Source organism: Thermaerobacter sp. PB12/4term, assembly GCF_003403315.2.
Lineage (GTDB): Bacteria > Bacillota > Sulfobacillia > Thermaerobacterales > Thermaerobacteraceae > Thermaerobacter.
In genome coordinates this window covers 1,735,596-1,759,797 of sequence record NZ_CP048407.1, presented here as the reverse complement: position 1 = coordinate 1,759,797, position 24,202 = coordinate 1,735,596, and the positions used below count along the sequence as shown (strand labels likewise).

Sequence of the window (24,202 nt, the reverse complement as noted above, 5' to 3'; positions counted from 1 at the left end):
CGGCCCGGCTTGAGGTGCCAGGGCCTGGTCGAATGATGCCTGGCAACACCGCGTGCACCTGTGGGGGAGGGGAACGGCGGTGGAGGCGGTGCGGGCCAGCACGGTCCGCCGGCGGGTGCAGCGGTGGCAGCAGGGCCGCTGCCGGTGGGCCGACGACGTGCTGGTGACGGAAGAGCCCCTGGAGATCCGCTTGCGCCCGGCCGGCCAGGACGAACCGGTGCGGGTGGCCGTGACCATGCGGACGCCGGGGCACGATTTCGAGCTGGCGGGCGGGTTCCTCTTCACCGAAGGACTCCTGGACGACCCCCACCAGATCGCAGCCATCACCTATTGCACCGATCCCGGCGTGGACGGCGACCAGCAGTACAATATCGTCAACGTCTGGTTGCGGCCGGGTGTGACCGTCGAACCACGGACCCTGCAACGGAACTTCTACACCACCTCCAGTTGCGGCGTCTGCGGCAAGGCATCGCTGGAGGCCATCCACAGCCGGGGGGCCTGCGTCCTGCCGCAGCCCCGGGCCGCCATGGTCCGGCCAGAGGTCCTGGCCACCCTGGGCGAGACCCTGCGCCGGCAGCAGGCGCTGTTCGATCGCACGGGCGGACTGCACGCGGCAGCCCTCTTCGACCTGGACGGGCGGCTCCTGGCCCTGCGGGAAGACGTCGGCCGCCACAACGCCACCGACAAGCTCATCGGCCACTTCTTCCTGCAGGGGCGGACGCCCCTGGCAGACACCATCCTCATGGTCAGCGGCCGGGCCAGCTTTGAGATCGTCCAGAAGGCGGTGGTGGCCGGCATCCCGGTGGTGGTGGCCGTCTCCGCCCCGTCCAGCCTGGCCTGCGACGCGGCCCGCGAGTTCGGCCTGACCCTGATCGGCTTTGCCCGGGGCGACCGGTTCAACGTCTACACAGGCGCTGCCCGGGTGGGCCATCCCGCCGCCACCCCGGGCTAGGCCGGGGGCGGAACCGGCCGGACCGGCCGGGCTGGCCGGGTCCGCCGGCCCGGCAGGGTCTGCCGGGCCAGGCGGGACAACCGGCTGCCGGTAGGTGGCCGCGGACCGGTGGGAGGCGTGACCGTGATCCCCCTGGACCAGGCCTTCGCCATCCTGCTGAATGCCGCCGTGCCCGTGCCCGGCGAGCAGGTGCCGGTGGTGCGGGCGGCGGGCCGCATCGCCGCCGAGCCCGTCAAGGCGCCCTGGCCGGTGCCGGTGGCGCCGCGGGTGATGATGGACGGCTTTGCCTGCCGCGCCACCGACCTGGCGGGCGCGGCACCCGGGCGGCCCGCCCGGATGCGGCTGGCCGGGCGCCGCTGGGCCGGCGTGGATGCGGGGCCGGGACCCGGGCCCGCTGGATCTGGCGAAGGAGCGGGGGACGAGCCGGCAGGTCCGGTGGCCGGGCAGGAGGTGGGGGCGGGCCAAGCCTGGCAGGTGTCCACCGGCGCCCTGCTGCCGCGGGGTGCGGACGTGGTGGTGCCCATCGAGCAGGCCTGCCGGGCGGGGGAATTCGTGGAAGTGGCCACCTGGCTCCCGGCGGGCCGCCACGTGGCCCCGCCGGGGGAAGACGTGCTGCCCGGCCAGCTGCTGGTCGCGGAGGGCGAGCGCATCACCCCGCGGCTGGCGGGCCTGCTGGCCGCCGCCGGTGTGGGCTGGGTGAAGGTCCGCCGCCGGCCGCGGGTGTTGCTCTTCGCCACCGGGGACGAGCTGGTGCCGGCGGGCCGCTGGTCACCCCCAGCCCAGCCCGCCGCCGTGCCCAACAGCAACCTCCTCACCCTGGCCGCCGCCCTGGAATCCCTGGGCTTTCTGGTCGAGGCGGCCGGGATCCTTCCCGACGAACCGGCCGCCCTGCGGGCGGCCCTCGAGCGGGCGGTCGCCGCGGGCGCCGACGTGGTGATCACCACCGGCGGCGTGTCGGTGGGGCCCCGGGACCGGGTGGCCCGCGCCTGGCTGGATCTGGGCTGCCGCCGGGTGCTGGGCCGGATCGATCTCAAACCCGGTGGCCCCTTCTTCGCCGGGCGCCTGGGCCCGGTGTGGGCGGTGGGGTTGCCGGGCAGCCCCGCGGCCTGCCTGGCCGTCTTCGAGGTGCTGGTGCGCCCCTTCTTGCTTCGCCTGGCCGGGCAGCGGGCCATCGCCCGCCCGGTGGTGGGGGTGCAACTGGCCGGTCCCTGGCCCCGGGGAAGCGACCGGACCCGGGTCCTGTGGGCCCGGCTGGACCGGGCGGCAGAGACCGTGGAGCCGCTGGTGCCCGCCAGGGGGCGGCTGGTGGGTGTGGGCCAGGCCAATGCCCTGCTGTACCGGCGGGCCGGGCAGCCGGTGCCGGAGCCGGGGAATTGGGTCGAGGCTCTGGATCTGGAGGCGCCCGAGGACCGGTGCTGGCCGGACTGGTTCCTGGCGAGCCGGGACCACCGGGCCCGGCCCGCCAGTGCCGGGGGCCGCGACCACCGGGCCTGGCCCGGCAGCGCCGGGGGCCGGGACCGCCCTCAAGCCCTCGCCCCTGCCGCCGGGCCCGTCGCCCCCGCGCTGCCGCCGGTGGTGGCCGTAACCGGCCGCTCGGGTAGCGGCAAGACCCAGGCGGCGGCCGGGCTCATCGCCCTGCTGGCCGCCCGGGGCCTGCGGGTCCTCGCGGTGAAGCATGCAGCCCATGGTTTCGCGCTGGACGTTCCCGGCAGCGACAGCCAGCGGCTGGCGGAGGCGGGGGCCGCCGCCGTGGCCCTGGTGGGGCCCGGCGAGGCCGCCCTGCGGCTGCTGGGCCTTGAGGGCACGGGCCCAGGCTGCACCGTCACGGGCCCGGACGTCGAGGCCGGACCGGCCGGCGGCGCCGGCCAGCCTGCCCCGGGGACGGCAACCCCGGGTGGCCCGGCCGGAGCGGCCCCCGGCTGGACCCGCTGGATTGCCCGGCTGGTGGCGGCATACCGGCAACTGGCCGGGGAACTGCCCGATCTGGTGCTGGTGGAAGGGGGCGCCGGAGCCGGCTGGCCCGAGATCGTCACCGGCGACCCCAAGACCGAACCGGCAGGGGAGGTGATCACCCGGCTGCCACCGGGATTCGGCTCCGCGGAGCTGGTGGCGGCGGCAGCGGCTCTGGAACGGTGGCTCGCCACCTGCGCCCCCGCCCTGCCGTTGGGGAGGGCGGCCCCCGCTCTACCGTCGGGGACGGCGGCCACTGCCTTGCCGCCGGGGGCCGGGGTCGCCGGGCCACGCAGCGGAGCCCAGGACGGGACGGAACGGGTTGGAACGGCTTCAGGCAATGGAACGGGGCCGGTGGGGCCCCGGGAAGGGAGGGACGGTCATGGCGGCGGAGCTTGAGCCTGCCTCCGGTGCCGCCGGCCAGGAGCCCCAGCAGCGGCCGGGCGCCGGCCAGGGACGGCGCCGCCGGTTCGACCGCAGGAACTGGGCCGGGCTTGTGCCCTACGGCATGGGCCAGCAGCGGCCCAACCACTACCTGGAGATCCTCAGGACCATCTGGGAGAACCGCGATCAGCTGGGCTACGCCTGGCGGATCCTGCGGGACGGCTGCTGCGACGGCTGCTCTCTCGGCACCAGCGGCCTGCGGGACTGGACCATCGACGGCATCCACCTGTGCACCATCCGGCTGAAGATGTTGCGCCTCAACACCATGCCGGCCGTGGACCCGCGGGTGCTGGAAGACCCGGCCGCCCTGCGCCGGCTGACCAGCCGCCAGCTGCGGCAACTGGGACGGCTGCCCTACCCCATGGTGTGGCACAAGGGCGAGCCGGGCTACCGGCGGGTCTCATGGGACGAGGCCCTGGATCTGGTGGCCGGCCGCATCCGGCGCACCATCGATCGCGACCCTGACCGCCTCTACTTCTACATGACCTCCCGCGGCATGCCCAACGAGGCCTACTTCGCGTTCCAGAAGGTGGCCCGGTTCCTCGGAACCAACAACATCGACAACGCCGCCCGCATCTGCCACGCGCCCAGCACCTCGGCCCTCGCCAAGACCATCGGCTACGGCGCCACTACCGTCTCCTACAAGGACTGGATCGGCTGCGACCTGATCGTGCTGGTGGGGACGAACCTGGCCAACAACCAGCCCGTGACCACCAAGTACCTCTACGAAGCCAAGAAGGCCGGGACCCGGGTGGCCGTGGTCAACCCCTACCGGGAGGAGGGGCTGGAGCGCTACTGGGTTCCCTCCAGCGTGGAGAGCGCCCTCTTCGGCACCCGCATCATGGACGAGTTCTTCCAGATCAACCAGGGCGGGGACGTGGCCTTCTTCAACGGGGCGCTCAAGCACCTGGTCGAGACGGGCCGTCTCGATCACGCCTTCATCCGGGAGCACACCGCGGGCTTCGACGAGCTGGCGGCCTTCTTGCGGGAGCTGTCCTGGGAGGAACTGGAGCAGTCGGCGGGCACGACGGTGGCGGAGATGCGCCGCTTCGCCGAACTCTACGCGGCGGCCCGCACCTCCATCACCGTCTGGAGCATGGGCGTCACCCAGCACCGCCACGGCACCCACAACGTGCTGGCCATCTCCAACCTGGCCCTGGCCCTGGGCCGGATCGGCAAGCCCCACTGCGGCCTGGTGCCCATCCGCGGGCACTCGGGCGTCCAGGGCGGGGCGGAGATGGGCGCCGTGCCCAACAGCTACGGCATGGGCCGGCCCGTGGGCGATCCGGCCACCATGGAGGCGATGAAGGCCATCTGGGGCTTCGAGGTGCCGGCCCGGCCCGGGTTGACGGCCACCGCCGCCATCGACGCCATGTCCCGCGGGGAGATCGACGTGCTCTACTCGGCGGGCGGCAACTTCCTGGAGACGCTGCCCGACCCCGCCTACGTCCGGGCCGCCCTGGAGCGGGTGCCGGTGCGGGTCTTCCAGGACATCGTGATCAACCCCATGATGCTCCTGGACCCGGCCGACGTGAACGTGATCCTGCCCGGGGCGACCCGCTACGAGACGCCGGGGGGCGTCACCCAGACCACCACCGAGCGGCGGGTGATCTTCAGCCCGGAGATCCCCGGGCGCCGCATCGGCGAGGCCCGGCCCGAGTGGGAGATCCCCGTCCGCATCGCCGAGCGGGTCGACCCGGCGCGGGCGCACCTCATTCGTTACGAAGGCCCCCAGCAGATCCGCGAGGACATCGCCCGCACGGTGCCCCTGTACGACGGCATCCAGCACCTGCGGAAGAAGGGCGACCAGTTCCAGTGGGGCGGGCCGCTGCTCTGCGCGGGGAACCGGTTCAACACCCCTGACGGCAAGGCCCGCTTCGTGGCGGCGCCGCTGCCCGAACAGGACGTACCGGAGGGCCGGTTCCGCGTCAGCACCCGCCGGGGCAAGCAGTTCAACAGCATGGTGTGGGACGAGGTGGACCCGCTGACGGGTGCCCGCCGCGACCAGGTGTTCATGGCCCGGGAAGACGCCGAGCGCCTGGGGCTGAAGGACGGGGATCCGGTCCTTCTGCGTTCGGACCACGGCGAGTTCCGCGGGCGGGTGCGGATCAGCCGCATCCGGCCGGGCAACCTGCAGGTCCACTGGCCTGAGGGTAACGTGTTGATCCCCATGGGCGTCTGCGATCCCTACTGCGGCGAGCCGGATTACAACGCCATCTGCGAGCTGGTGCCGCTGTACCAGGGGGATGCGGCGGCGGCACCGGTGGCAGGAACGCCGGCGGCACCGTGATAGGGGCCGGGGGCGCCCGGCCTCCGTGGTGACCGGAAACGGGCGCGCGGGCGGGGGCGGGGTGCCCCGGGCCCTGGGGCCGGTTCGTCTTGAATGGCTCCATCGATGGGCGCGGCCGCCACCCGGAAGAATGGCTGGAGACGATGGTTGAATTTGGTGGACCTCCTCAGCCCGCACCCTCAGGGACGTTTCTTCATAGATTCCTGGACGCAAGCCTCGCGCGAGGTCTCGCCTTCCTTGATTCCGCCGGTAATGGGCTGCCAGAAACCGCGCAGGTTGTTGGAGGAGCGGGAGTTCGTCGTCAGATCGTCGGCCCTGACGAGACGGACGGGGACATCTGCTAGAGAAGGTACGGGACCGGACGAGACAGGAAGGGGACGGTGGGGCCGGACCGGCCGGCGGCCACGCGGCCCTGGCCCTGCCGGCCCTGCGGCCCGCAGCGGTGGGGCCCGGAGCGGAAGCCCGGCCCCATCGTCTTCTCTGGCTTCCACGTTTACAGAACGTTTACAGCCTCTTGCCCATTCGGCAACGGCCGGCCCGGGCCGCCGGGTTACAATGACCTCGGTGACGGCTGCGGTGGCATGGCATGGGAAGCTGGGCGGGCGGCCCAGTGCAGGCTGCCCGCGGGAAGGAGCCGGACGCCATGGATCTCAACGACGGCAGCCAGCTTTACCGTCCCCTGAACCCGCCGGGCCGGTCCGGGCCGGACCCGGAGTCACCCCGGCCGGCGGTGCCGGATCAGCCCGGACCCGGCGGCGGCGATGAGCGCTCGGGCAGCGACGGCCCCGCCTGGGCCCGCTCCCAGGCGGGCGGGTGGAGCGGCGACCGGTACGGTGGGGGCAGCGGGGACGGCGGCGGTCACGACCCGTACACTGGCGATGTCGCCGCCCGGCATCGGCCCGAGGAGCGGCATGGCTGGTGGTCCCGGCTGGTGACCGCCCTGGTGGGCGGCCTTCTGGGGGGCGGGCTCGTCCTGTATGCCGTGACGGCCGGTCCCCTGGCGGCCGCGCCAGGCCGGGCTCCGGAAGCCGGGTCCGGCGGAACGGGGACGGGCACCGGCGTGCAAACCCCGGTGACGGAGCCTGCCCCGTCCGGCGGTCCCCGCGCGCCCGTCGTCGATTTTTCGCAGGTCTACGCCCAGGTGGCGCCGTCGGTGGTGCGGGTGGTGCGCACCGCCCGAGGGGTGAGCCCCTGGCTCGGCATCGTCCAGGAGGAGAGCTCGGGCTCAGGGGTGGTGATCGACGACCAGGGCCACGTGGTGACCAACTACCACGTGGTCGAAAACGCCTCCCGGCTTTGGATCGTGCTGGACGACGGCACCCAGGTGGAGGCGCGCCTGGTGGCCCAGGACCCCAGCCACGACCTGGCGCTTTTACAGGCCGACCTGCCCGCCGGCCAGGTGCGCCCGGCCCGGTTGGGCGACTCCGATGCCCTGGCGGTGGGCGAGCCCGTCATGGCGGTGGGCTACCCCTTCGGCCTGCCCAAGACGGCCACCACCGGGGTGATCAGCGGCCTGCACCGCAACAACCTGCAGGCGCCCAACGGCCGGATCATCCGCGAGGTGATCCAGACCGACGCGCCCATCAACCCCGGCAACTCGGGCGGAGCGCTGGTCAACGCCCGCGGCGAGGTGGTGGGGATCAACACCGCCATCCTCTCCAACGTGGAGTCGCGGCCCGGGTCCATCGGCATCGGGTTCGCCGTGCCGATCAACATCCTCAAGCGCGAGCTGGACCTCTTCCTGGCCGGTGGCACCGTCCAGCACCCGTGGCTGGGCATCGGCGGCGTGGCGGTGGATCCGGCCTCCTACCGGGAGCGCGGCCTGGCCGTCGACCACGGCATCCAGGTGGCCGAGGTGGTGCCGGGAGGCCCGGCGGACCGGGCGGGCCTGCGGGCCGCCGAGCCCCGGCGCCTGGGCGGCACGGTGATCCCCTATGGCGGGGACGTGATCCTGGCCGTGGACGGGCAGGCCGTGCGGGATGTGCCCGATCTGGTGGCCTACCTGGACCGGAAGCGGGTGGGGGACCGGGTGACCCTCCGGATCAACCGGGACGGGCAGGAGCTGCAGGTCCTTGTGGTGCTGGGGGCTTTCCCCGACGAGCTGGGCAGCGACTGAGGCGACTGAGTTGACATCTGCGGCGGGTCCTTCTACAATCCGAGGCAACAGCTCAGCTCGCCAAAGGCAATGCGCGGGACGAGTAGGCGTGTACCGGCGGCCAGCGAGCCGGCGACCCGGGGATCCGGGATGGTGCGAGGCCGGTCCGTCACAGGGCACGCTGAATGGACCCGCAAGCCGCAGGCCGAACGCGGCGCCCGTCCTGCCCGGCCGCCAGTAGGCCCTGCCGGAGCCCCCACCGTGACCCGGGGGAGGGTATCGGCGTAAAGCCCGTACCCGAACGAGTGAGGCCCACCGGCCTAACTCGGGTGGCACCGCGGAAGCACCCTTTCGCCCCGAAGGCGAAAGGGATTTTTTGTTTGGGCCGGCCTGGATCGCGCTGCCCAGGCACCCCCAGGCACCGGCGCGGTCCTTTCAGCCGGCACCGCGGTCCCCGACAGGCACCCTGCCGCCTCCCGGCCGCTGTCGAGGCAGCCGGCCGCGAGGCGGGTGCGCGCCCGGTGGACCTAATTGGGGTGGCACCACGGAACGGCGCCTTCCGTCCCCGGACGGAAGGCGCCGCTTGTTTTCGGGCCCCCGATCACCGGGCGGCCGCCAAGGGAAGGGAGAGGAGACCGCCATGGCAAGTGCACCCGCGGCCCTGGTTCTGGAGCTGGCCCTGGATCAGGAGACGCCCGTGACCCTGTTCCGGCGGCTGGCCGGCGACGGGCCCGGATTCATCCTCGAAAGCCTGGGCGGTGGCGAGCGGTCGGGGCGCTATTCGTACGTGGGTGCCCGGCCGGTCCGGGAACTGGTCTGCACCGGCTCGGGGTCGGTGGTCTACCACCGGGACGAACCCGGCGGTACCGTCCTCGACGTCACGCCCGGGCCGGCCGACCCCTTCGCCGCCCTGCGCCGGTTCGTCCCCCGGCGCCCGGTCGCCCCCGGCTTCCGCTTCGCCGGCGGAGCCGTGGGATATCTGGGCTACGATGCCGTCCGCTTCCTCGAGCGGCTGCCGGGGCGGCCCCCCGCCGATCCCCTGCTCCCCGTCGCCCGGTTCATGGAGTGCGCCCTGCTGGCGGTGCTGGATCACCGCACCCACCGGCTCTACCTTATGGCGCCCGTGCTGGTCCTTCCCGGACGGTCCGAGGAAGAAGCGCGCCGGGCCGCCCGGCGCCGGCTGGAGGAAGCCCTGGCCGCCCTGGAAGCGCCCCTGCCGCCCCGGCCCCTTCTTCGCCTGGACGGCGGCGCCGGGTCGCAGGCCGTGGTCCCGGCCGGCCTGCACAGCAACATGGCGGCGGAGGACTTCCTCGCCGCGGTGCGCCAGGCCCAGGCGTACATCCGGGCCGGGGACGTGTTCCAGGTGGTGCTCTCCCGCCGGCTTGAGTTCGCCTGGCCTCCCGCAGCGGGCGCCGGAGACGGGCCGGCGGTGGTCGGGCCCGCCGGCGCCGGGGGCGTGCCGGCGGCGGCGGGACCTGCCGGTGCCGGCAGCGCGGTCCCGGAGGATCTCGACCTCTACCGGGCCCTGCGGGCGATCTCGCCCTCCCCCTACATGTTCTTCCTGCGCTTTGACGGGGAGACCACACTGCTCGGCGCCTCGCCCGAGCTCCTGGTGCGGGTGGAGGGCCGGCGGGCCCTGACCCGGCCGCTGGCGGGCACCCGGCCCCGGGGCGCCGGCGAGGAGGACGACCGGGCCCTGGAGCGTGAGCTCCTGGCCGATCCCAAGGAGCGGGCCGAGCACACCATGCTGGTCGACCTGGGCCGCAACGACCTGGGCCGGGTGTGCCGCCCGGGCACCGTGCGGGTCGAGCGGTTCATGGCGGTGGAGCGCTACTCCCACGTGATGCATCTGGCCTCCGACGTGGCCGGCGAGCTGGCGGAAGGCCGCGACGCCGTGGACGCCCTGGCCGCCTGCTTTCCCGCCGGCACCCTGACCGGGGCACCCAAGGTGCGGTCCATGGAGATCATCGACGAGCTGGAACCGGTGGCCCGCGGCCCCTACGGCGGGGCGGTGGGGTATCTGGGCTACGACGGCGACCTGGACATGTGCATCGCCATCCGGACCCTGGTGCTCCATGCCGGCCGGGGGTTCCTGCAGGTCGGGGCCGGCGTGGTGGCCGGCTCGCAACCGGAGGGCGAGTGGGCCGAGACGGAGGCCAAGGCCCGCTCGGGGCTGCGGGCCCTGGCCCTGGCGGCCGCCCTGGGCAAGGCAACGTCCCGTCTGCCGGACGAACCCGGCCCGGCGCTGGCGTCCGCCCGCGTTGCCGGCGGCGGCCGGGGGCTGGCCGCCGGGGGCCCGGCCGCCGGTTCGTCCCCGGCCGGTGGCTCCGGCCCGGTCACCGGGCCCCTTGCCCCCGGCCCCGTCGCCAAGGGGGCGCCCGCCGGGCCCGCGGCCGCGGCGGTGGCGGCAGGGGAAGGGGGTCATCCCGCGTGAGCCTGCGGGTGCTGGTGATCGACAACTACGACTCCTTTACCTACAACCTGGTCCAGCTGCTGGCCGAGCTGGGTGCCCGGGTGGAGGTCTTCCGCAACGACGCCATCGACGGGGAGGGGGTGGAGGCCCGGGATCCCGACGCGGTGGTCCTCTCCCCGGGGCCCTGCACTCCCCACGAGGCCGGCTGCTCCATGGAGGTGGTGCGCCGGCTGGATGCCCGTCGCCCCCTGCTGGGGGTGTGCCTGGGGCACCAGGCCATCGCCGCCGCCCTGGGGGGCCGGGTGGTGCGGGGCCCGGAGCCCGTCCACGGCATGGCGTCGGCGGTGTTCCACGACGGCACGGGACTGCTGGCGGGCCTGCCCTCGCCCCTGGAGGCCGGCCGGTACCACTCCCTGGTGGTCGACCCCGCCAGCCTGCCCCCCGAGCTGGAGGCCTGCGCCTGGACCGCCGACGGCCTGATCATGGGCCTGCGGCACCGGCACCGGCCGGTCTACGGCCTGCAGTTCCATCCCGAGTCGGTGCTGACGCCCCAGGGCCGGGACATTCTCCAGCAGTTCCTCGCCATTGCCGGCCGGCTCCAGGCCGAGCGCCGCCGGGTGCAGCCCCGGCCCACGCCGCCGGGGCCCCAGGGCCGCCCGGCGGCGGTGCCGGCGGCTGCGGACCCGCAGGCGGTGCCGGCCGGTTCGTCCCCACGGGTGGAGGAGGGGTCCTGAATGGAGAGCAACGCCCTGCAGGCGGCCCTGGCCCGGGTGCTCTCGGGCCGCGACCTGACGGCCGCCGAGGCCGAAGCGGCCATGGACGTCATCATGTCCGGGGCGGCCACCCCGGCCCAGGTGGCCGGCTACCTGGTGGCCCTGCGCATGAAGGGGGAGACGCCGGCGGAGATCGCCGGTTCGGCCCGGGCGATGCGGCGCCACGCCACCCCGGTGCCCACCCGGCGCCAAGGGGTGATGGACACCTGCGGCACCGGGGGCGACGGCCGCCACACCTTCAACATCTCCACCCTGGCGGCCATCGTGGCGGCGGCCGCGGGGGTGCCTGTGGCCAAGCACGGCAACCGGTCCGTTTCCAGCCGCTGCGGCAGCGCCGACGTGCTGGAGGCCCTGGGCGTGCCCCTGGACCTGGATCCGGCGGCCCTGGGCCGCTGCCTGGACGAGGTGGGCATCGCCTTCCTCTTCGCGCCCCGGCTCCACGGGGCCATGCGCCATGCCGCCGGCCCCCGCCGGGAGCTGGGGATCCGGACCATCTTCAACCTGCTGGGCCCGCTGACGAACCCGGCCGGGGCCCGCTACCAGCTGCTGGGCGTCTACGCGGCCGAGCTGGTGGAGCCGGTGGCCCGGGTGCTGGCCGAGCTGGGGGTGGAACGGGCCCTGGTGGTCCACGGGGCGCCGGGCCTCGACGAGATGTCCGTGTGCGGTCCCACGCTGGTGGGCCGGGTGGACGGGCAGCAGGTGTCCCTCGTGACGGTGGAACCGGCCGCCGCCGGGCTGCCGGTGTACCCCCTGGAGGCCATTGCCGGCGGCGACCCCGCCCGCAACGCGGCCATCGCCCGCCAGGTCCTGGAGGGCCGCCGGGGGCCGTACCGGGACGCGGTGCTGCTCAACGCCGCCGGCGCCCTGCTGGCCGCCGGCCGGGTGGGCGACCTGCGGGAAGGGGTGGCCGAGGCGGCCCGGCTCCTGGACAGCGGTGCGGCGGCCGCCAAGCTGGAGGAGTGGGTGCGCCTGGCCCAGGCGCTGGCCCCCCGGCCGGCAGGGGAGGTGGCGGGATGACCCAGGGCGCCCTGGCGGGCCGGCTGGCCGCCATCGTGGCCAGCGTGGAGCGGCGCCTGGCGGAGCGGCAGGCCCGGCGGCCCGAGGCCGTGCTGGAGCGGGCGGTGGAAGAGGTGCTGGCCCGGAAACCCCGCCGCAGCCTGGCGGCGGCCCTGGCCGGAGGGCGCCGGCGGCCGGCGCCGGCGGTGATCGCCGAGATCAAGCGGGCCTCGCCGGCGGCCGGGCGCCTGGCAGGCACCGGGGGCGGGAGCTTTGACCCCGAGGCGCAGGCCCGCGCTTACGTGGAAGGCGGTGCGGCGGCCTTGAGCGTGGTGACCGAACCGGATCACTTCCAGGGCGATGTGGCGGATCTCGGGCGGGTGCGGCCCCTGGGGCTGCCGGTGCTGCGCAAGGATTTCATCGTCAGCCGGTACCAGCTTCTGGAGTCCGTGCTGGCCGGGGCCGACGCCGTGCTGCTCATCGCCCGCATCGTGCCGCCCCGGTCGCTGGCCCGGCTGGTGCGGGCGGCCGAAGAGGCGGGCCTCGAGCCCTTCGTCGAGGTCAACGACCGCCGGGACGTGGAGGCGGCCGTCGCCGCGGGGGCGCGGCTGATCGGCGTGAACCACCGGGACCTGGACACCTTCACCCTCGACCCCGGCCGGTTTGCGGAACTGGTGCCCCTCCTGCCGGAGGAGGCCATCCGGGTGGCCGCCAGCGGCATCGCCACCCCCCTGCGGGCCCGGGAGCTGCACGCCCTGGGAGCCGACGCCGTGCTGGTGGGTGAGGCGCTGATGCGCAGTGGCCATCCGGCCGGGTGGCTTCGCCAGCTGGCGGCCGGGGCAGGGGGTGAGGCTCCGTGAGCCGCGGCCGCGGCGGCTTACGGCCGGAGGGCGCCGGGGGCCGGTGGCCGGAGGCGGCACGGGTCCGGTTGCGGGACGCGGCGCCGGGCCGGTGGCCCGGCGCGGCGAGGGACCGCGCCCCGAAGGCGCTGCCGGGAGGTGGGGAGCGGTGAGCACGGCCGGTCTCTGGATCAAGATCTGCGGCCTGCGGGACGCGGCCACCGCCCGGGCGGCCCTTGAGGCGGGCGCCGACGCCCTAGGCTTCGTCTTTGCTCCGAGCCCCCGCCAGGTCGACCCGGCCACCGTGGCCCGTATCGTGGCCGGGCTGCCGCGGGAGCGGGTACCGGCGGGGACCGGCGAGGCCGGTTCCGCCGGCGATTTCGGGCCGCGCCCTGCCCTGGTGGGGGTGTTCGTCAACGCCTCGCTGGCCGAGATCCTGTCCACTGCCCGCCAGGCCGGGCTGACCCACGTCCAGCTCCACGGCGACGAGCCGGAGGACCTGGTGGCTGCCCTCCAGGCCGAGGGTCTGCGGGTGATCCGGGCGGTGGCGGCGGCGGCGAGGGACGCCCCGGTCGGGACAGCCGCGGGCCGCGGTGAAGCCGGGGGCCCCCGCGAAGCCGCCGGCGCCGGCGGGGAAGGACGCCCCGGCGCAGCTACGACCACGGCCAGGGAAGGGCGGCCCCCCGACCTGCAGCAGGCCCTGGCCACCCGGGCCGACCGCGTGCTGCTGGATGCGGCGGTGCCCGGCCGGCGCGGGGGAACGGGGCAGCGGGCCGACTGGGCGGCAGCCGCCTGCCTGGCCCGCCGGCGGCCGCTGATCCTGGCCGGGGGGCTTGACCCCGAGAACGTGGCCGAGGCGGTGCGGGTGGTGCGCCCCTGGGGCGTCGACGTCTCCAGCGGGGTGGAACGGGCCCGCGGGGTCAAGGATCCCGAGCGGATCGCCCGCTTCATCGCCGCCGCCCGGGCTGCGGCCGGCGGCGGCCACGAGCCGGTTCGGGGCAAGCCGCCGGCAAGCCATGGGACAAGAGATGGGCTGGCCCGGGATAGGAAGGGACCGTGGCGGTGACCGCCGCCTGGATCGGCGGCAGCACCAACCATCGCCAGCATGCAGGGAAGGAAACTATCGCCAGCGAGCAGGGCAGGAAAAGAGGGAGAGGGCGATGCACGACCACGCAGCGCAGCGGGCAGCGGCCCCGGGAGGCCCCGGGACGGGGCCCGACGCCCGGGGCTACTTCGGGCCCTTTGGGGGCCGGTTCGTCCCGGAGACGGTGATCCCCGCCCTGGAAGAACTGGAGCGGGCCTATGCGGAGGCCGCGGCGGACCCGGCCTTCCGGGCGGAGCTGGACGGCTACCTGGCGGAGTTCTGCGGCCGGCCGACGCCCCTCTACCGGGCGGACCGGCTGGCGGCCGCCTGCGGCAACCCGGGGGTGCGGGTCTACCTCAAGCGGGAAGACCTGAATCACACCGGGGCCCACAAGATCAACAACGCTCTGGGCCAGGCGCTGCTGGCCCGGCGCATGGGCAAGCAGCGGGTGATCGCCGAGACGGGGGCAGGGCAGCACGGCGTGGCCACGGCCACGGCGGCGGCGGTGCTGGGGCTGGAGTGCGAGGTCTTCATGGGCGCCGAGGACATGCGCCGCCAGGAGCTGAACGTCTTCCGCATGGAGCTGCTGGGCGCCCGGGTGCGGCCGGTCACCTCGGGAACGGCCACCCTCAAGGATGCCACCAACGAGGCCATCCGCCACTGGGTGACCCACGTGCGGGACACCCACTACATCATCGGGTCCGTGGTGGGTCCCCACCCCTATCCCCGCATGGTTCGGGATTTCCAGTCGGTGATCGGGCGGGAGGCCCGGGCGCAGGTCCTGGAGAAGGAGGGGCGGCTGCCCGACGTGCTGGTGGCCTGCGTGGGCGGGGGCAGCAACGCCATGGGCCTGTTCTACCCCTTTGTGGACGACGCGAAGGTGGCCATGATCGGGGTCGAGGCGGCGGGAGAGGGCCTGGAGACGGGGCGCCACGCGGCCTCCCTGACGGCCGGGCGGCCGGGGATCCTCCACGGGGCCCTGAGCTACCTGTTGCAGGACGAGGACGGCCAGGTGCAGCCGGCCCACTCCGTCTCCGCCGGCCTGGACTACCCCGGCGTCGGGCCCGAACACGCCTACCTCAAGGCCAGCGGCCGGGCCCGGTACGAGGCGGTGACGGATGAGGAGGCGCTGGAAGCTTTCGAGTTGCTCTGCCGGACGGAGGGAATCGTCCCGGCGCTGGAGAGCGCCCATGCCGTCGCCTACCTGCGGCGCCTGCTGCCCCAGCTGCCGGCGGGTAGCGTGGTGGTGGTCAGCCTGTCGGGGCGGGGCGACAAGGACGTGGCCGAGGTGGCGCGGCTGCGGGGCCGCGCTGGCCGAGCCGTGAACCGGAGCGGTCCTGCCGGCAAGCCGAGCCACGACGCCGGCCGCCCCGTGCCCGGCACCCCAGCGGGAGCCGGGATCACGGCGGGACCTGTGGTGCGTGGGATGCCCGGAGCGGCGCCGGTGGCTGCCGCGGCCGGAGCGCCCGCGGCGGCGGCCGGGGCCGCGCGCCCCATGGCGCCTGCAGCGGCTTGCGGGACCACCCGCCCGGCGGGGTCCCGGGGAAAGGGGGAGAGCCGGTGGATCCAGCGGTAGCCGGTGGGGCGGTAGGGGGTGGAGCGGCGGCCGGTGGGCCGGCGGCCGGTGGGGTGGCGGCCGGCGCGGAGGTGGCCGAGCCGGTCAACCGCCTTGACGGCGCTCTGGCCCGGGCCCGCTCCGAGGGGCGGGCGGCGCTGATCGTGTACGTCACGGCTGGGCACCCCGACCTGGCGGTCACCCGGCAACTGGTGCCCGCGCTGTTCGCCGCGGGCGCCGACGTGGTGGAGGTGGGGATGCCCTTTTCCGATCCCCTGGCCGACGGGCCCACCATCCAGCAGTCGACCCAGAAGGCCCTGGCCCGCGGGGTGCGGCTGGCGGGGGTCCTGGATCTGGTGCGCGACCTGCGGGTCCAGGGCGTGGACGGGGCCCTGGTGCTGCTGACCTACGCCAACCCCCTCTTGGTCCGTGGCCTGCTGGACGACCCCGGCCCCCTGGCCGCCGCCGGCCTGGACGGGGTGATCGTCCCCGACCTGCCCATGGTGGAGCGGGGCCGGGCCGAGGCCGCCTTCCGGGCGGCCGGACTGCACCTGATCCCCATGGTGGCGCCCACCAGCTCGCCCGAGCATGTGCGGCGGGCCGCAGCCGGGCGGGGCGGGTTCGTCTACTGCGTCTCGGTGACGGGGGTGACGGGGGCGCGGAGGAACCTGCCCGAGGAGCTGCCCGCGTGGCTGGACCGCGTCCGGTCGGCGGGGCCGCGGCCGGTGGCCATCGGCTTTGGCGTCTCGGGGCCGGAGCAGGCCCGGGCCCTGGCCGCCCATGCCGACGGCGTCATCGTGGGCTCCGCCCTGGTGGAGCGGATCGAGGAGGCGGCCCGGGATAGCTCGTCCACAGACGAACAGGCGAGGGTTCGCGCGGTGGTGGATGCGGCGACCGCCTTCGTGACGACCCTTCGGCGGGCTCTGACGGGGAACCGGCCTTGACGAGGGCGGGACCGGACGCCGAGCGGCAGCCCAACCGCACCGGAGGCCTCCGGGGGTCCTAAACCGTGCAAGATGGGCAACAGAACTCTCACTTTTCCCTGCGGCCGTTGCCTTGCACCATGGGAACAGAAATCCCCCGGAGGTGGTCCGAATGCGGGTTCACGTCGGCCTCCCCGTCACCGACCTTGCGGCATCCGTCGACTTCTACCGGCGCTTCCTGGGCCGGTCGCCGAGCCGCGTGCTACCCGGTTACGCCCAGTTTCTTCTGGACGAGCCCGCCCTCAATCTTGCGTTGACCGCAACGAAGGCGGCAGAAACCGGCGAAGGTGCGGCGCCACCGGCCACCCCAGGGTACCACTTTGGGATCGAAGTGGAATCGGTCGCCGCCGTCCGGTCCGCCTTGCAAAGGGTGCAAAACAGCGGCCTGAAGGCGAAGGCCGAAACGGATGTCCTGTGTTGCTACTCGCGGCAGGAAAAATTCTGGGTGGAGGACCCTGACGGTCACCGCTGGGAAGTCTTCTTCGTAGCGGAACGCTACAGCAGCGACGAGCCGGGTTCCGGCTGCTGCGAGCCCGCCGGCGCCTCTGCCTGTTGCGCCGGATGCTGTGCGGGATGAGCGATGAATCCGCGACCTCGCAATCCATTACGGAGCCCCAATCAATCGCGGAGCAAGGAAGCGGCTCGAGATAAGCCCCCCGCCCGCACGACGGGCAAGACCGGGCTTGTCCTCGACCGGTTCATCACGCTCGCCCACTGGTTGGGCCAGCGGGGTGCCGAGACCGCCGGTGCCGGTGAAGGTCAGCTTGGAAGGGAGCCGTTCGGTGCACTGGTCACCGTGGACGAGATCGCCCGAGTCTGGGGATGTTCTCGCCGTGCCGCCCAGCAGATGCTGCGGCGCCTGGCCCGGTGGGGCCTCGTCGCCTGGCGGCCCCAACCCGGCCGGGGTGGAAGGTCCCACCTGCGGGTGATGGTCCATCCCGCCCACGCCTATTTTGACCGGGCGGCGGTCGCCATGGAACGCGAGCAGTGGGCGGAAGCTGCGTTCTGGTTGTCCGAAATCCTGAGGGAATGCCCCTGTATCCCCCAGGTGCCTTCCCTGCTGGCAGAGGTCCGGATCCGGCTGGGGCTGCCGCCCGCCACCAGCGGATGGGCCTGCTGCGGGGGATGAAAGGCGGGCCCGCGGCAGCATCGCCGGTTTGCCGAGGACCCGTGTGCCAAGGGCAAGCCGGTCGTGGGGCCCGCGACAAGGGGCGCGGGGGTGGGGGAACGGCCGGCTAGCCCTTGCCCCCGCCCTCGGGTTCGATGATGGCCGTCTCCCAGGCCTCGGGATCCTCGATCAGCGACTGGGCCACGCGGTGGAGGACGTGGCCGAGCTCCGTCCAGCGGTCGGCGGCGTTCTTCCCCAGGGGAAAGACGGAGGCGTTGCCCTCCCGGTCCCAGCTGACCAGCGCCGACGCCGCCTCCCCCGAGGGCGGCGACGGCAGGGCGTACCCCGCCCCCCGCAGCAGCGACAGCACGATGCCGAACCAGAGGGTGGCGCTGACCGGTCGCAGGGTGCCCTGGGTGGGGGTGCGGGAGGCGCCGGGAATGTACCCGTAATGCCAGGTGGTGCTGGCCGGGTCGAACATCAGCACGTGCACGGGACGAACCCTCCCCGGCGCCCCACCCTCCGCAGGGGTGACCCGCTCCCGTGGTGGGGCGCCGGTTCCAAGGTGCCCACGGCTTTCCAGGACTATGCATGGCGCAGGCGGCAGGCGGGGCGCGGTGCGTGTCCTGAACCGGCAGGCGGCCGGGCCGTCAGGCCTCTCTTTCGCCACCCCTACCGGCGCGCTCGAGGGCCTCGAGCCAGCGGTCGGCCTCTTCCACCGTGAGCTCCCCTCGGGCCAGGGCCTCCAGCACCTGGCGCGGGTGGTGGTAGGGGCCGCGGCCGCCGCCCTTGGGAGGCGGCGACGGCCTGGCCGGTGCGGGTGCGTCGCCCCGGGCCCCCGGGGCCTCGGGGGTTCCTGCGGGGGCCGGAGTCCCGCCGGAGGCGGCCGCACCGGTGCCGGAGCCGGAGGCGAAGCCCATGGCAGCACCGCCCGGGCCGGGATGCCCCGGCGCGGCCTGCCCAGGACTGGATTCCGCTCCCGGTGGCGGCGAGGCGGCTCCGGCCGGGCCGGGTCTGGGGGCCGGATCCTCCGGCCGGGCCGGTCCGGCGGGCGGAGCCGTTGAGGGCCCCGGCACCGATCCGGCGCCCTCACCCCGGCCGGCGGGGTCCGCCGCGCCGTAGCCCACCACCCGGATGTTCCCCGCTCCCGTGGTGATCTCCACGGTGCCCTCGCCGGGCCCCAGGCTGTCCACGACCCGCTGGCCCAGACCGCCCCGGCGGCCCACGTGGATCCCCCCGGGCAGGTGGATCGTCCCCGCCCCGGTTTGCAGCTCCAGGCGCCCGCCCCGCACGCCGGCCAGGTCGAGGACCACGTTGCCGAACCCGGACCGCGCCTGCACCCGGGCCGCCCCCTGGTTGCGGGGCCGCAGGTCGACGGAGCCGGCCCCGGTGGTGACCTCGGCCTCCGCCTCCACCTCCGCGTCGAAGAAGACGTCGCCGGCTCCGGTCCGGATGCGCACCCTGCGCAGCCGGCCGCCCCGCACCGCCACCTCGCCGGCTCCCGTCTGCACCTCCAGGTCCCCCTGCTGGCCCACCAGGGTGACGTCCCCCGCGCCCGTGCGGATGCGCCAGCGGCCGCGGCAGCCTGAGGCCCTGAGATCACCCGCCCGCACGTGCAGGTCGGCCTCCAGGTCCAGATCCCGCAGGTCGACCTCGCCCGTGCAGCGCACCACAAGGGCCTCGACCGCCGGCGGCAAGGTCAGGCCGAGCTGCTCCTCGGGCCCGATCCAGCCCGTCCAGCGGCGGGGGTGGGGGGTGCGCAGGACCAGGGCCTCGCCCTCCCGCTCCGCCACGAGCGAGGGCGGCCCCTCCCAGTACAGCCCGGGACCCGGACGAACCCGCACCGCCAGCCGCCCGCCGTGGACCTCCACCCGGCGCACGCCTTCCACCAGCCGGGACCCGGCCGTGTGCTCCTTCATTGCGGTTCCTCCCCTTCCCCAGGCCGAACAGGGTGCTCCTCAAGGTCCAGGCCGCCGGCGAAGCCGGCTGCCGGGCGGGAGCCGGGCCCCGGGCCGCTGGCCGGACCCGCACCGCTCAACAGTTCCAGCGCCTCGTCCACCGCCAGCTCGCCCCGCCGCACCCGCTCCAGGATGGCCTGCCGGGTTCGTGCCCTGGGGGAATCGGCGCCGGGCGAACCGGCTCCCCCTGCGCCGGAGCCCGCCGCGGCCGGGCCGCCCAGGGCCTCGATGATCTCGTCCAGCTTCTTGCGCACCGTGGGGTACGACACCCCCAGCAGCCGCTCCATCTCCCGGAGGTTGCCGGCCGCCCGCAGGAAGAGCAGGGCAAACCGCCGCTGCTCCGGATCCAGGAGGTCGAAGGGGCTCAGCCGGTACCGGGACCGGATCTGGGTCGCGCACACCGGGCAGACCACCTCCCGGACCTCCAGGCCGTGGCCGCAGTGGGGGCAGCGGGCGGGAACTTCAAAGGGCGGTCTCATCCGAGATTCACCTCCACAGCCCCGGACCGGGGCGCGGCGGCGTTCCCGGCGGCGGGGCGATCCAGCAGGGTGCGCATGGCCGGGGCCCGCCACCAGGCTACGGCCAGGGCGAGCACGGTGAAAAGCGCCGTGGCGGCGAAGATGCTGGGGACGGGAACCCGGTCCGCCAGGGTGCCGCCGGCCATCTGGCCCAGGGGTTGCAGGATCATGGCCACGGTGTAGAGCAGGCCGAACACCCGGCCGCGGAGACCGGGCGCCACCGCCTGCTGGAGCATGGTGGTGGCGGCCACGTTGACCAGGGCGTTGACCACGCCGAAGACCCACCCGGCGGCGATGCTGGCGGGCAGCCAGCGGCTCGAGCCCAGGACGGTGCAAAGGAGGGCCTGGAGGACGATCAGTTGCATCCAGCCCCGGGCCCGGCGCGGCCCTCGCCCGGTTCCCGCCAGCAGGCCGCCGGTCAAGGCGCCCACGGCAAAGGATGCCTGGATCCACCCCAGAACCTGCGGTCCCCCTTGCAGCACTCGCTGCACCACCACGGGGATCAGGACGAAGGAAGCGGCGAACGCCAGGTTGAGGACCGACACCAGGATGAAGAAGGGGCCCAGGTCGGGCCGCCCGAAGACGGCCGCCAACCCCTCCCGGAACTGGCCGGCGAAGGACCCGTGGGGGCCCCCGGCCGGGCCCGCCGGGCGCCTGCCGGCGTCACGGCCTGCCCGGGGCGCCGCTGGACCACCGGCCTCCGATGGGGCTACGGACCGGCCGGCGGCGCCCTCGGCCGGCGAAGACCCCGCAGGCGCCTTCCAGCCCAGGGCCCCCGCCAGCAGGATGGCCACGGCCGAGACGGCATAGGAGACGGCGTCGACCAGGGCGGCCCAGCCCGCATGCCGGCTGGCCAGCATGCCGCCCAGGGCGGGTCCGGCGATGCGGCCCACGCTCTCGCCGGTGGCCACCAGGCCGTTGGCCGCCGCCAGCTGCTGGGGCGGCACCAGCTCTGGCCAGATGGCGCTGCTCAGGGGCATGAAGAGCGCCAGGCCCGCGGCGTCCACGGCGAGAAGCACCAGGACCGCGGGAAGGCTCGCCTGTCCGGTGAAAAGCAGGGCGGCCAGGGCGGCCATCACCAGGCCGCGCCCGATCTCGAGAACCAGGAAGAACCGGCCGCGGTGCCAGCGGTCAACCAGCACGCCGGCGGGCAGGCCGGCCACGGCCATGACCAGGGCGGCCACCGCGTTGACGCTGGCCATCCGCTGGGCCGAGCCGGTGGTCTCCAGGACCCACCACTGGATGGCCATCATGCTGGCCATGCCGCCGGCCACGGAGACGATCCGGGCCAGCCACAGCACGACAAAGGGGCGGTGGCGCCAGAGGGAAGGTCCACGCGCTGAGGGTGCAGGCGCTGCCTGGCGCGCCGGAGGCCCGGCCGGCGAGGCGTCGCGGGCCGGGGCGCCGGTGGGGGTGCCGCTGGCGGACACGGGGATTCCTCCTCCCGTTCCTGGGAAGGCTTCCATGACGATGATGAACGGGATAATCGAATATGTCAATCACACAATAAAAATTTTTAATTTACGTTGCCGATGCCGCGCCGCGGCTCAAGGGGCTGGCAGGTGCCCGGAGGATGGCCCGGCCGGGGGCACCCCGCCGCCGGCTCCGAAGGGACAGCACGTACCCTGAGGAGGGTCCCGCCCGGTGGCCGCGGCAACGGCGGAGCAGGGACCCTCGGTCCAGACGGTGAACTGGAAGGATTGGGAAGTTGCGGCAGCAGCCTGTGAGCCGCCGGGCCTAAAAGGGCTGTGGCGACGACCCGCGCCGTTATGTGGGAAGCGGGAATCTCGGCGCGACGATCGTTTGGATCGGTCGACGTTAGAGGGCGTCTAGAGGGTCAGGGGCCGCGAGGGAGGGACAACCATGCGGGTGGTGATCAGCGGCGGCACGGGCCTGATCGGATCGGCCCTCGCCCGCCGGCTGCAGGCGCAGGGGCATGAGGTGGTGATCCTCACCCGGGGGGCCAAGGGCGGGCCCGCGGGTACGGCGGCCGGCCCGGCGGCCGGGGAGGGGGCGGATGGCGGCGGAGGGCCGTTGCGCTACCTGTCCTGGACGGCGAAACCGGTAGCGTCCGGGGACCCCCGGCCGGGCTGGTGGGAGGCGGTGGCCGGCGCGGGGGCGGTGGTCAACCTGGCGGGGGAGTCCATCGCCGCCGGCCGCTGGACCCCGCGCCAGAAGGAGCGGATCCGGGAAAGCCGCATCCAGGCCACCCGGGCGCTGGTCCAGGCCATCGAGGCGGCCGAGCCCCGGCCGGCGGTGCTGGTGAGCGGGTCGGCGGTGGGCTACTACGGGCCCCGAGGCGACGAGGTGATCGACGAGGAAGCGCCGCCGGGGGACGACTTCCTCAGCCGGGTCTGCGTGGATTGGGAAGCCGAGGCCCGCAAGGCCGGAGCGGCCGGCGTGCGGGTGGTCCTGGTGCGGACGGGGCTCGTCCTGGCCCGGGAGGGGGGCGCCCTGCCCCGGCTGGTTCTTCCCTTCCGGCTGGGCGCCGGCGGACCGCTGGGTCATGGGCGGCAGTGGATGCCCTGGATCCACCTGGACGACCTGGTGGCCCTGTTCGCCTTCCTCATCGAAACGCCGGACCTGGAAGGCCCGTTCAACGGCACGGCGCCTGAGCCGGTGACCAGCCGGGACCTCGCCCGGGCCCTGGGGCGGGTGCTGCGCCGGCCGTCCTGGCTGCCGGCGCCGGCCGTTGCCCTGCGCCTGGCCCTGGGGGAGATGGCCGACGCCCTGCTCTTGAGCGGCCAGCGGGCCGTGCCGCGCCGGGCCCGGGAAGCAGGCTTCCGCTTCCGGTTCCCGGAGGTCGAACCGGCGCTGCAAGATCTCTTAGGCCGCTAGCACCGGGGGGCGGTCCCGGCCCGTGCGGGTCGAGCCCGTGCCCGTTCAACCCGTGCCTGTTGGGCGGGAAGCCCCCTCTACCATACCTCGACGATGTAGCACTTGAGGTAGTCGCTTTCCCCCGCCCCCAGCAGGACGGGGTGGTCGGGGGCGGCACCCCGCCGCTCCAGGATCCGGACCCGCCGGCCCACATCCCGGGCGGCGTCGCGCAGCATCTCTTCGAACAGGTCGCGGGTCATGTGGTAGGAGCAGGAGCAGGTGACCAGGATCCCGCCGGGCGGCAGCATCTTCATCGCCCGCAGGTTGACCTCCTTGTACCCGCGGTAAGCACCGGGCAGCGCCTGGCGGTTCTTGGCGAAGGCCGGGGGATCGAGGATGATCACGTCGTAGCGGTCGCCCTCGGCCGCCCGAGCCCGCAGAAAGTCGAAGGCGTTGGCGTGGTGGAAGGTCACCCGGGCCTCGCCGCTGCCCAGCTGCCGGCGCACCTGCTCCACGTTCTCGCGGGCCACCGCCAGGACCTCTTCCTGGATGTCCACCGCCACCACCTCCCGGGCGCCGTAGGCCAGGGCGTGGCAGGTGAAGGCCCCGGTGTGGCAGAAGGCATCCAGGACCCGGGCCCCCTTGACGTAACGCCGCAGGGCGGCCCGGTTGTCCCGCTGGTCCAGGAAGTAGCCGGTCTTATGCCCCCGGGCCAGGTCCACCACCAGCGGCAGCCCGTTTTCCCGGATCACCACCCGCGGGTCGAACCGGCCCCTGAGGAACCCGGCCCGCTGGGGCAACCCCTCCAGCTCCCGGACCGGCACGTCGTTGCGCTCGTAGATTCCCTGGGGCGCCGCCAGCTCGTCCAGCAGCTCGACGAGCAGCGGCTGCCAGCGGTCGATGCCCAGGGCCAGGGTCTGGATCACCAGCACCCCGGCGAACCGGTCGACGATCAGGGCGGGCAGCAGGTCGGCCTCGGCGAAGACCAGCCGGAAGCTGTCGGTGTCGGGCTGGGCCGCCTGCAGGCGCTGGCGCAGGGCCAGGGCCCGCTCGAGGCGGCGGCGGAAGAAGGCGCGGTCGATGGCTTCGTCCGGGTCGGCGGTGAGCAGGCGGACGAAGATCATGGACCGGGGGTTGATGTAACCCTTACCTACGAACCGCCCCCGGGCGTCCACCACCTGGACGATGTCCCCGGGGTCGTAGGCGTCGTCCGAGACGGTGTAGACGTCGGTGCGGTAGACCCAGAGCCGGCCCTGGCGCAGGGCGGCATCCCGCCCCGGCTTGAGCTGGACCCGGGTCGCCCGTTCCCGCGGCAGGCTCGCCATGGCGGGGCCGGCGCCGCTTCGTCCTGCGTCCCCTGCGTCCGAGGAGGTTGGAGGCAAGCTTGGACCCTCCAGATCAGGCAATGGAATCGTTCCGTCCGTACC

18 protein-coding genes and 1 pseudogene are annotated in these 24,202 nt (G+C 74.4%); 14 read left to right on the top strand and 5 right to left on the bottom strand.

All coding sequences use genetic code 11. The annotated features are described in order from the left end of the window. Positions 1-79: 79 nt before the first annotated feature. From fdhD to DYI95_RS12610, 13 genes and pseudogenes are all read left to right on the top strand, one after another. Positions 80-952 carry a formate dehydrogenase accessory sulfurtransferase FdhD gene (fdhD, locus tag DYI95_RS07315; protein ID WP_116900428.1) on the top strand — a complete coding sequence of 291 codons (873 nt, stop codon included), beginning with the start codon at positions 80-82 and terminating at the stop codon, positions 950-952. A gap of 108 nt (positions 953-1,060) precedes the next feature. Then, positions 1,061-3,301 (top strand): molybdopterin-guanine dinucleotide biosynthesis protein MobB, encoded by a 2,241-nt coding sequence (locus DYI95_RS07310; protein WP_116900429.1) that lies wholly within the window; start codon positions 1,061-1,063, stop codon positions 3,299-3,301. After that, positions 3,285-5,636, top strand: a complete 2,352-nt coding sequence (locus tag DYI95_RS07305) for an FdhF/YdeP family oxidoreductase (RefSeq protein WP_116900430.1) — start codon at positions 3,285-3,287, stop codon at positions 5,634-5,636. The genes DYI95_RS07310 and DYI95_RS07305 overlap by 17 nt, the downstream gene beginning before the upstream one ends. A gap of 643 nt (positions 5,637-6,279) precedes the next feature. Continuing rightward, complete coding sequence (locus DYI95_RS07300; RefSeq protein WP_116900576.1) at positions 6,280-7,752, top strand: S1C family serine protease; 1,473 nt, start codon at positions 6,280-6,282, stop codon at positions 7,750-7,752. A gap of 619 nt (positions 7,753-8,371) precedes the next feature. Then, positions 8,372-10,165, top strand: coding sequence for an anthranilate synthase component I family protein (locus DYI95_RS07295; protein WP_116900432.1), 1,794 nt, complete (start codon positions 8,372-8,374; stop codon positions 10,163-10,165). Continuing rightward, complete coding sequence (locus DYI95_RS07290; protein WP_116900433.1) at positions 10,162-10,878, top strand: aminodeoxychorismate/anthranilate synthase component II; 717 nt, start codon at positions 10,162-10,164, stop codon at positions 10,876-10,878. The genes DYI95_RS07295 and DYI95_RS07290 overlap by 4 nt, the downstream gene beginning before the upstream one ends. Further along, a complete protein-coding gene (gene trpD / locus DYI95_RS07285) occupies positions 10,879-11,934 on the top strand; it encodes an anthranilate phosphoribosyltransferase (RefSeq protein ID WP_116900434.1) in 1,056 nt (351 codons plus the stop codon). It abuts the gene before it with no gap. After that, positions 11,931-12,773 (top strand): indole-3-glycerol-phosphate synthase, encoded by an 843-nt coding sequence (locus tag DYI95_RS07280; RefSeq protein WP_116900435.1) that lies wholly within the window; start codon positions 11,931-11,933, stop codon positions 12,771-12,773. Before trpD ends, DYI95_RS07280 begins: the two co-directional genes overlap by 4 nt. 148 nt (positions 12,774-12,921) lie before the next feature. Beyond that, positions 12,922-13,818: a phosphoribosylanthranilate isomerase gene (locus DYI95_RS07275; protein WP_243149673.1), complete on the top strand. Its 897-nt coding sequence runs from the start codon at positions 12,922-12,924 to the stop codon at positions 13,816-13,818. 94 nt (positions 13,819-13,912) lie between these two features. Further along, positions 13,913-15,142, top strand: a pseudogene (gene trpB, locus DYI95_RS07270) (tryptophan synthase subunit beta); the annotation flags it as partial. A 254-nt stretch (positions 15,143-15,396) separates the two neighbouring features. Next, on the top strand, positions 15,397-16,335 hold the full coding sequence (gene trpA / locus DYI95_RS07265) for a tryptophan synthase subunit alpha (protein ID WP_116900437.1): 939 nt from the start codon (positions 15,397-15,399) through the stop codon (positions 16,333-16,335). A 151-nt stretch (positions 16,336-16,486) separates the two neighbouring features. Then, entirely contained in the window at positions 16,487-16,951 is a 465-nt protein-coding gene (locus DYI95_RS07260; RefSeq protein WP_116900438.1) for an ArsI/CadI family heavy metal resistance metalloenzyme, read from the top strand. 219 nt (positions 16,952-17,170) lie between these two features. Continuing rightward, entirely contained in the window at positions 17,171-17,503 is a 333-nt protein-coding gene (locus DYI95_RS12610; RefSeq protein WP_243149672.1) for an SgrR family transcriptional regulator, read from the top strand. 106 nt (positions 17,504-17,609) lie between these two features. Here the strand turns inward: DYI95_RS12610 and DYI95_RS07250 are convergent, their stop codons facing one another. The 4 genes from DYI95_RS07250 to DYI95_RS07235 form a co-directional block, all read right to left on the bottom strand. Beyond that, complete coding sequence (locus DYI95_RS07250) at positions 17,610-17,975, bottom strand: hypothetical protein (RefSeq protein ID WP_116900440.1); 366 nt, start codon at positions 17,973-17,975, stop codon at positions 17,610-17,612. 157 nt (positions 17,976-18,132) lie between these two features. After that, positions 18,133-19,401, bottom strand: coding sequence for a DUF4097 family beta strand repeat-containing protein (locus tag DYI95_RS07245; protein ID WP_116900441.1), 1,269 nt, complete (start codon positions 19,399-19,401; stop codon positions 18,133-18,135). Beyond that, complete coding sequence (locus DYI95_RS07240) at positions 19,398-19,919, bottom strand: DUF2089 domain-containing protein (RefSeq protein WP_116900442.1); 522 nt, start codon at positions 19,917-19,919, stop codon at positions 19,398-19,400. The genes DYI95_RS07245 and DYI95_RS07240 overlap by 4 nt, the downstream gene beginning before the upstream one ends. Next, a complete protein-coding gene (locus DYI95_RS07235; protein ID WP_116900443.1) occupies positions 19,916-21,388 on the bottom strand; it encodes an MFS transporter in 1,473 nt (490 codons plus the stop codon). Before DYI95_RS07235 ends, DYI95_RS07240 begins: the two co-directional genes overlap by 4 nt. Positions 21,389-21,821: 433 nt before the next feature. On the opposite strand from DYI95_RS07235, the gene DYI95_RS07230 reads away from it, so the two are divergent. After that, positions 21,822-22,796 carry a TIGR01777 family oxidoreductase gene (locus tag DYI95_RS07230; protein WP_116900444.1) on the top strand — a complete coding sequence of 325 codons (975 nt, stop codon included), beginning with the start codon at positions 21,822-21,824 and terminating at the stop codon, positions 22,794-22,796. A 77-nt stretch (positions 22,797-22,873) separates the two neighbouring features. On the opposite strand, the gene DYI95_RS07225 is transcribed toward DYI95_RS07230, so the two are convergent. Beyond that, complete coding sequence (locus tag DYI95_RS07225; RefSeq protein ID WP_158556043.1) at positions 22,874-24,157, bottom strand: class I SAM-dependent rRNA methyltransferase; 1,284 nt, start codon at positions 24,155-24,157, stop codon at positions 22,874-22,876. Positions 24,158-24,202: the final 45 nt, after the last annotated feature.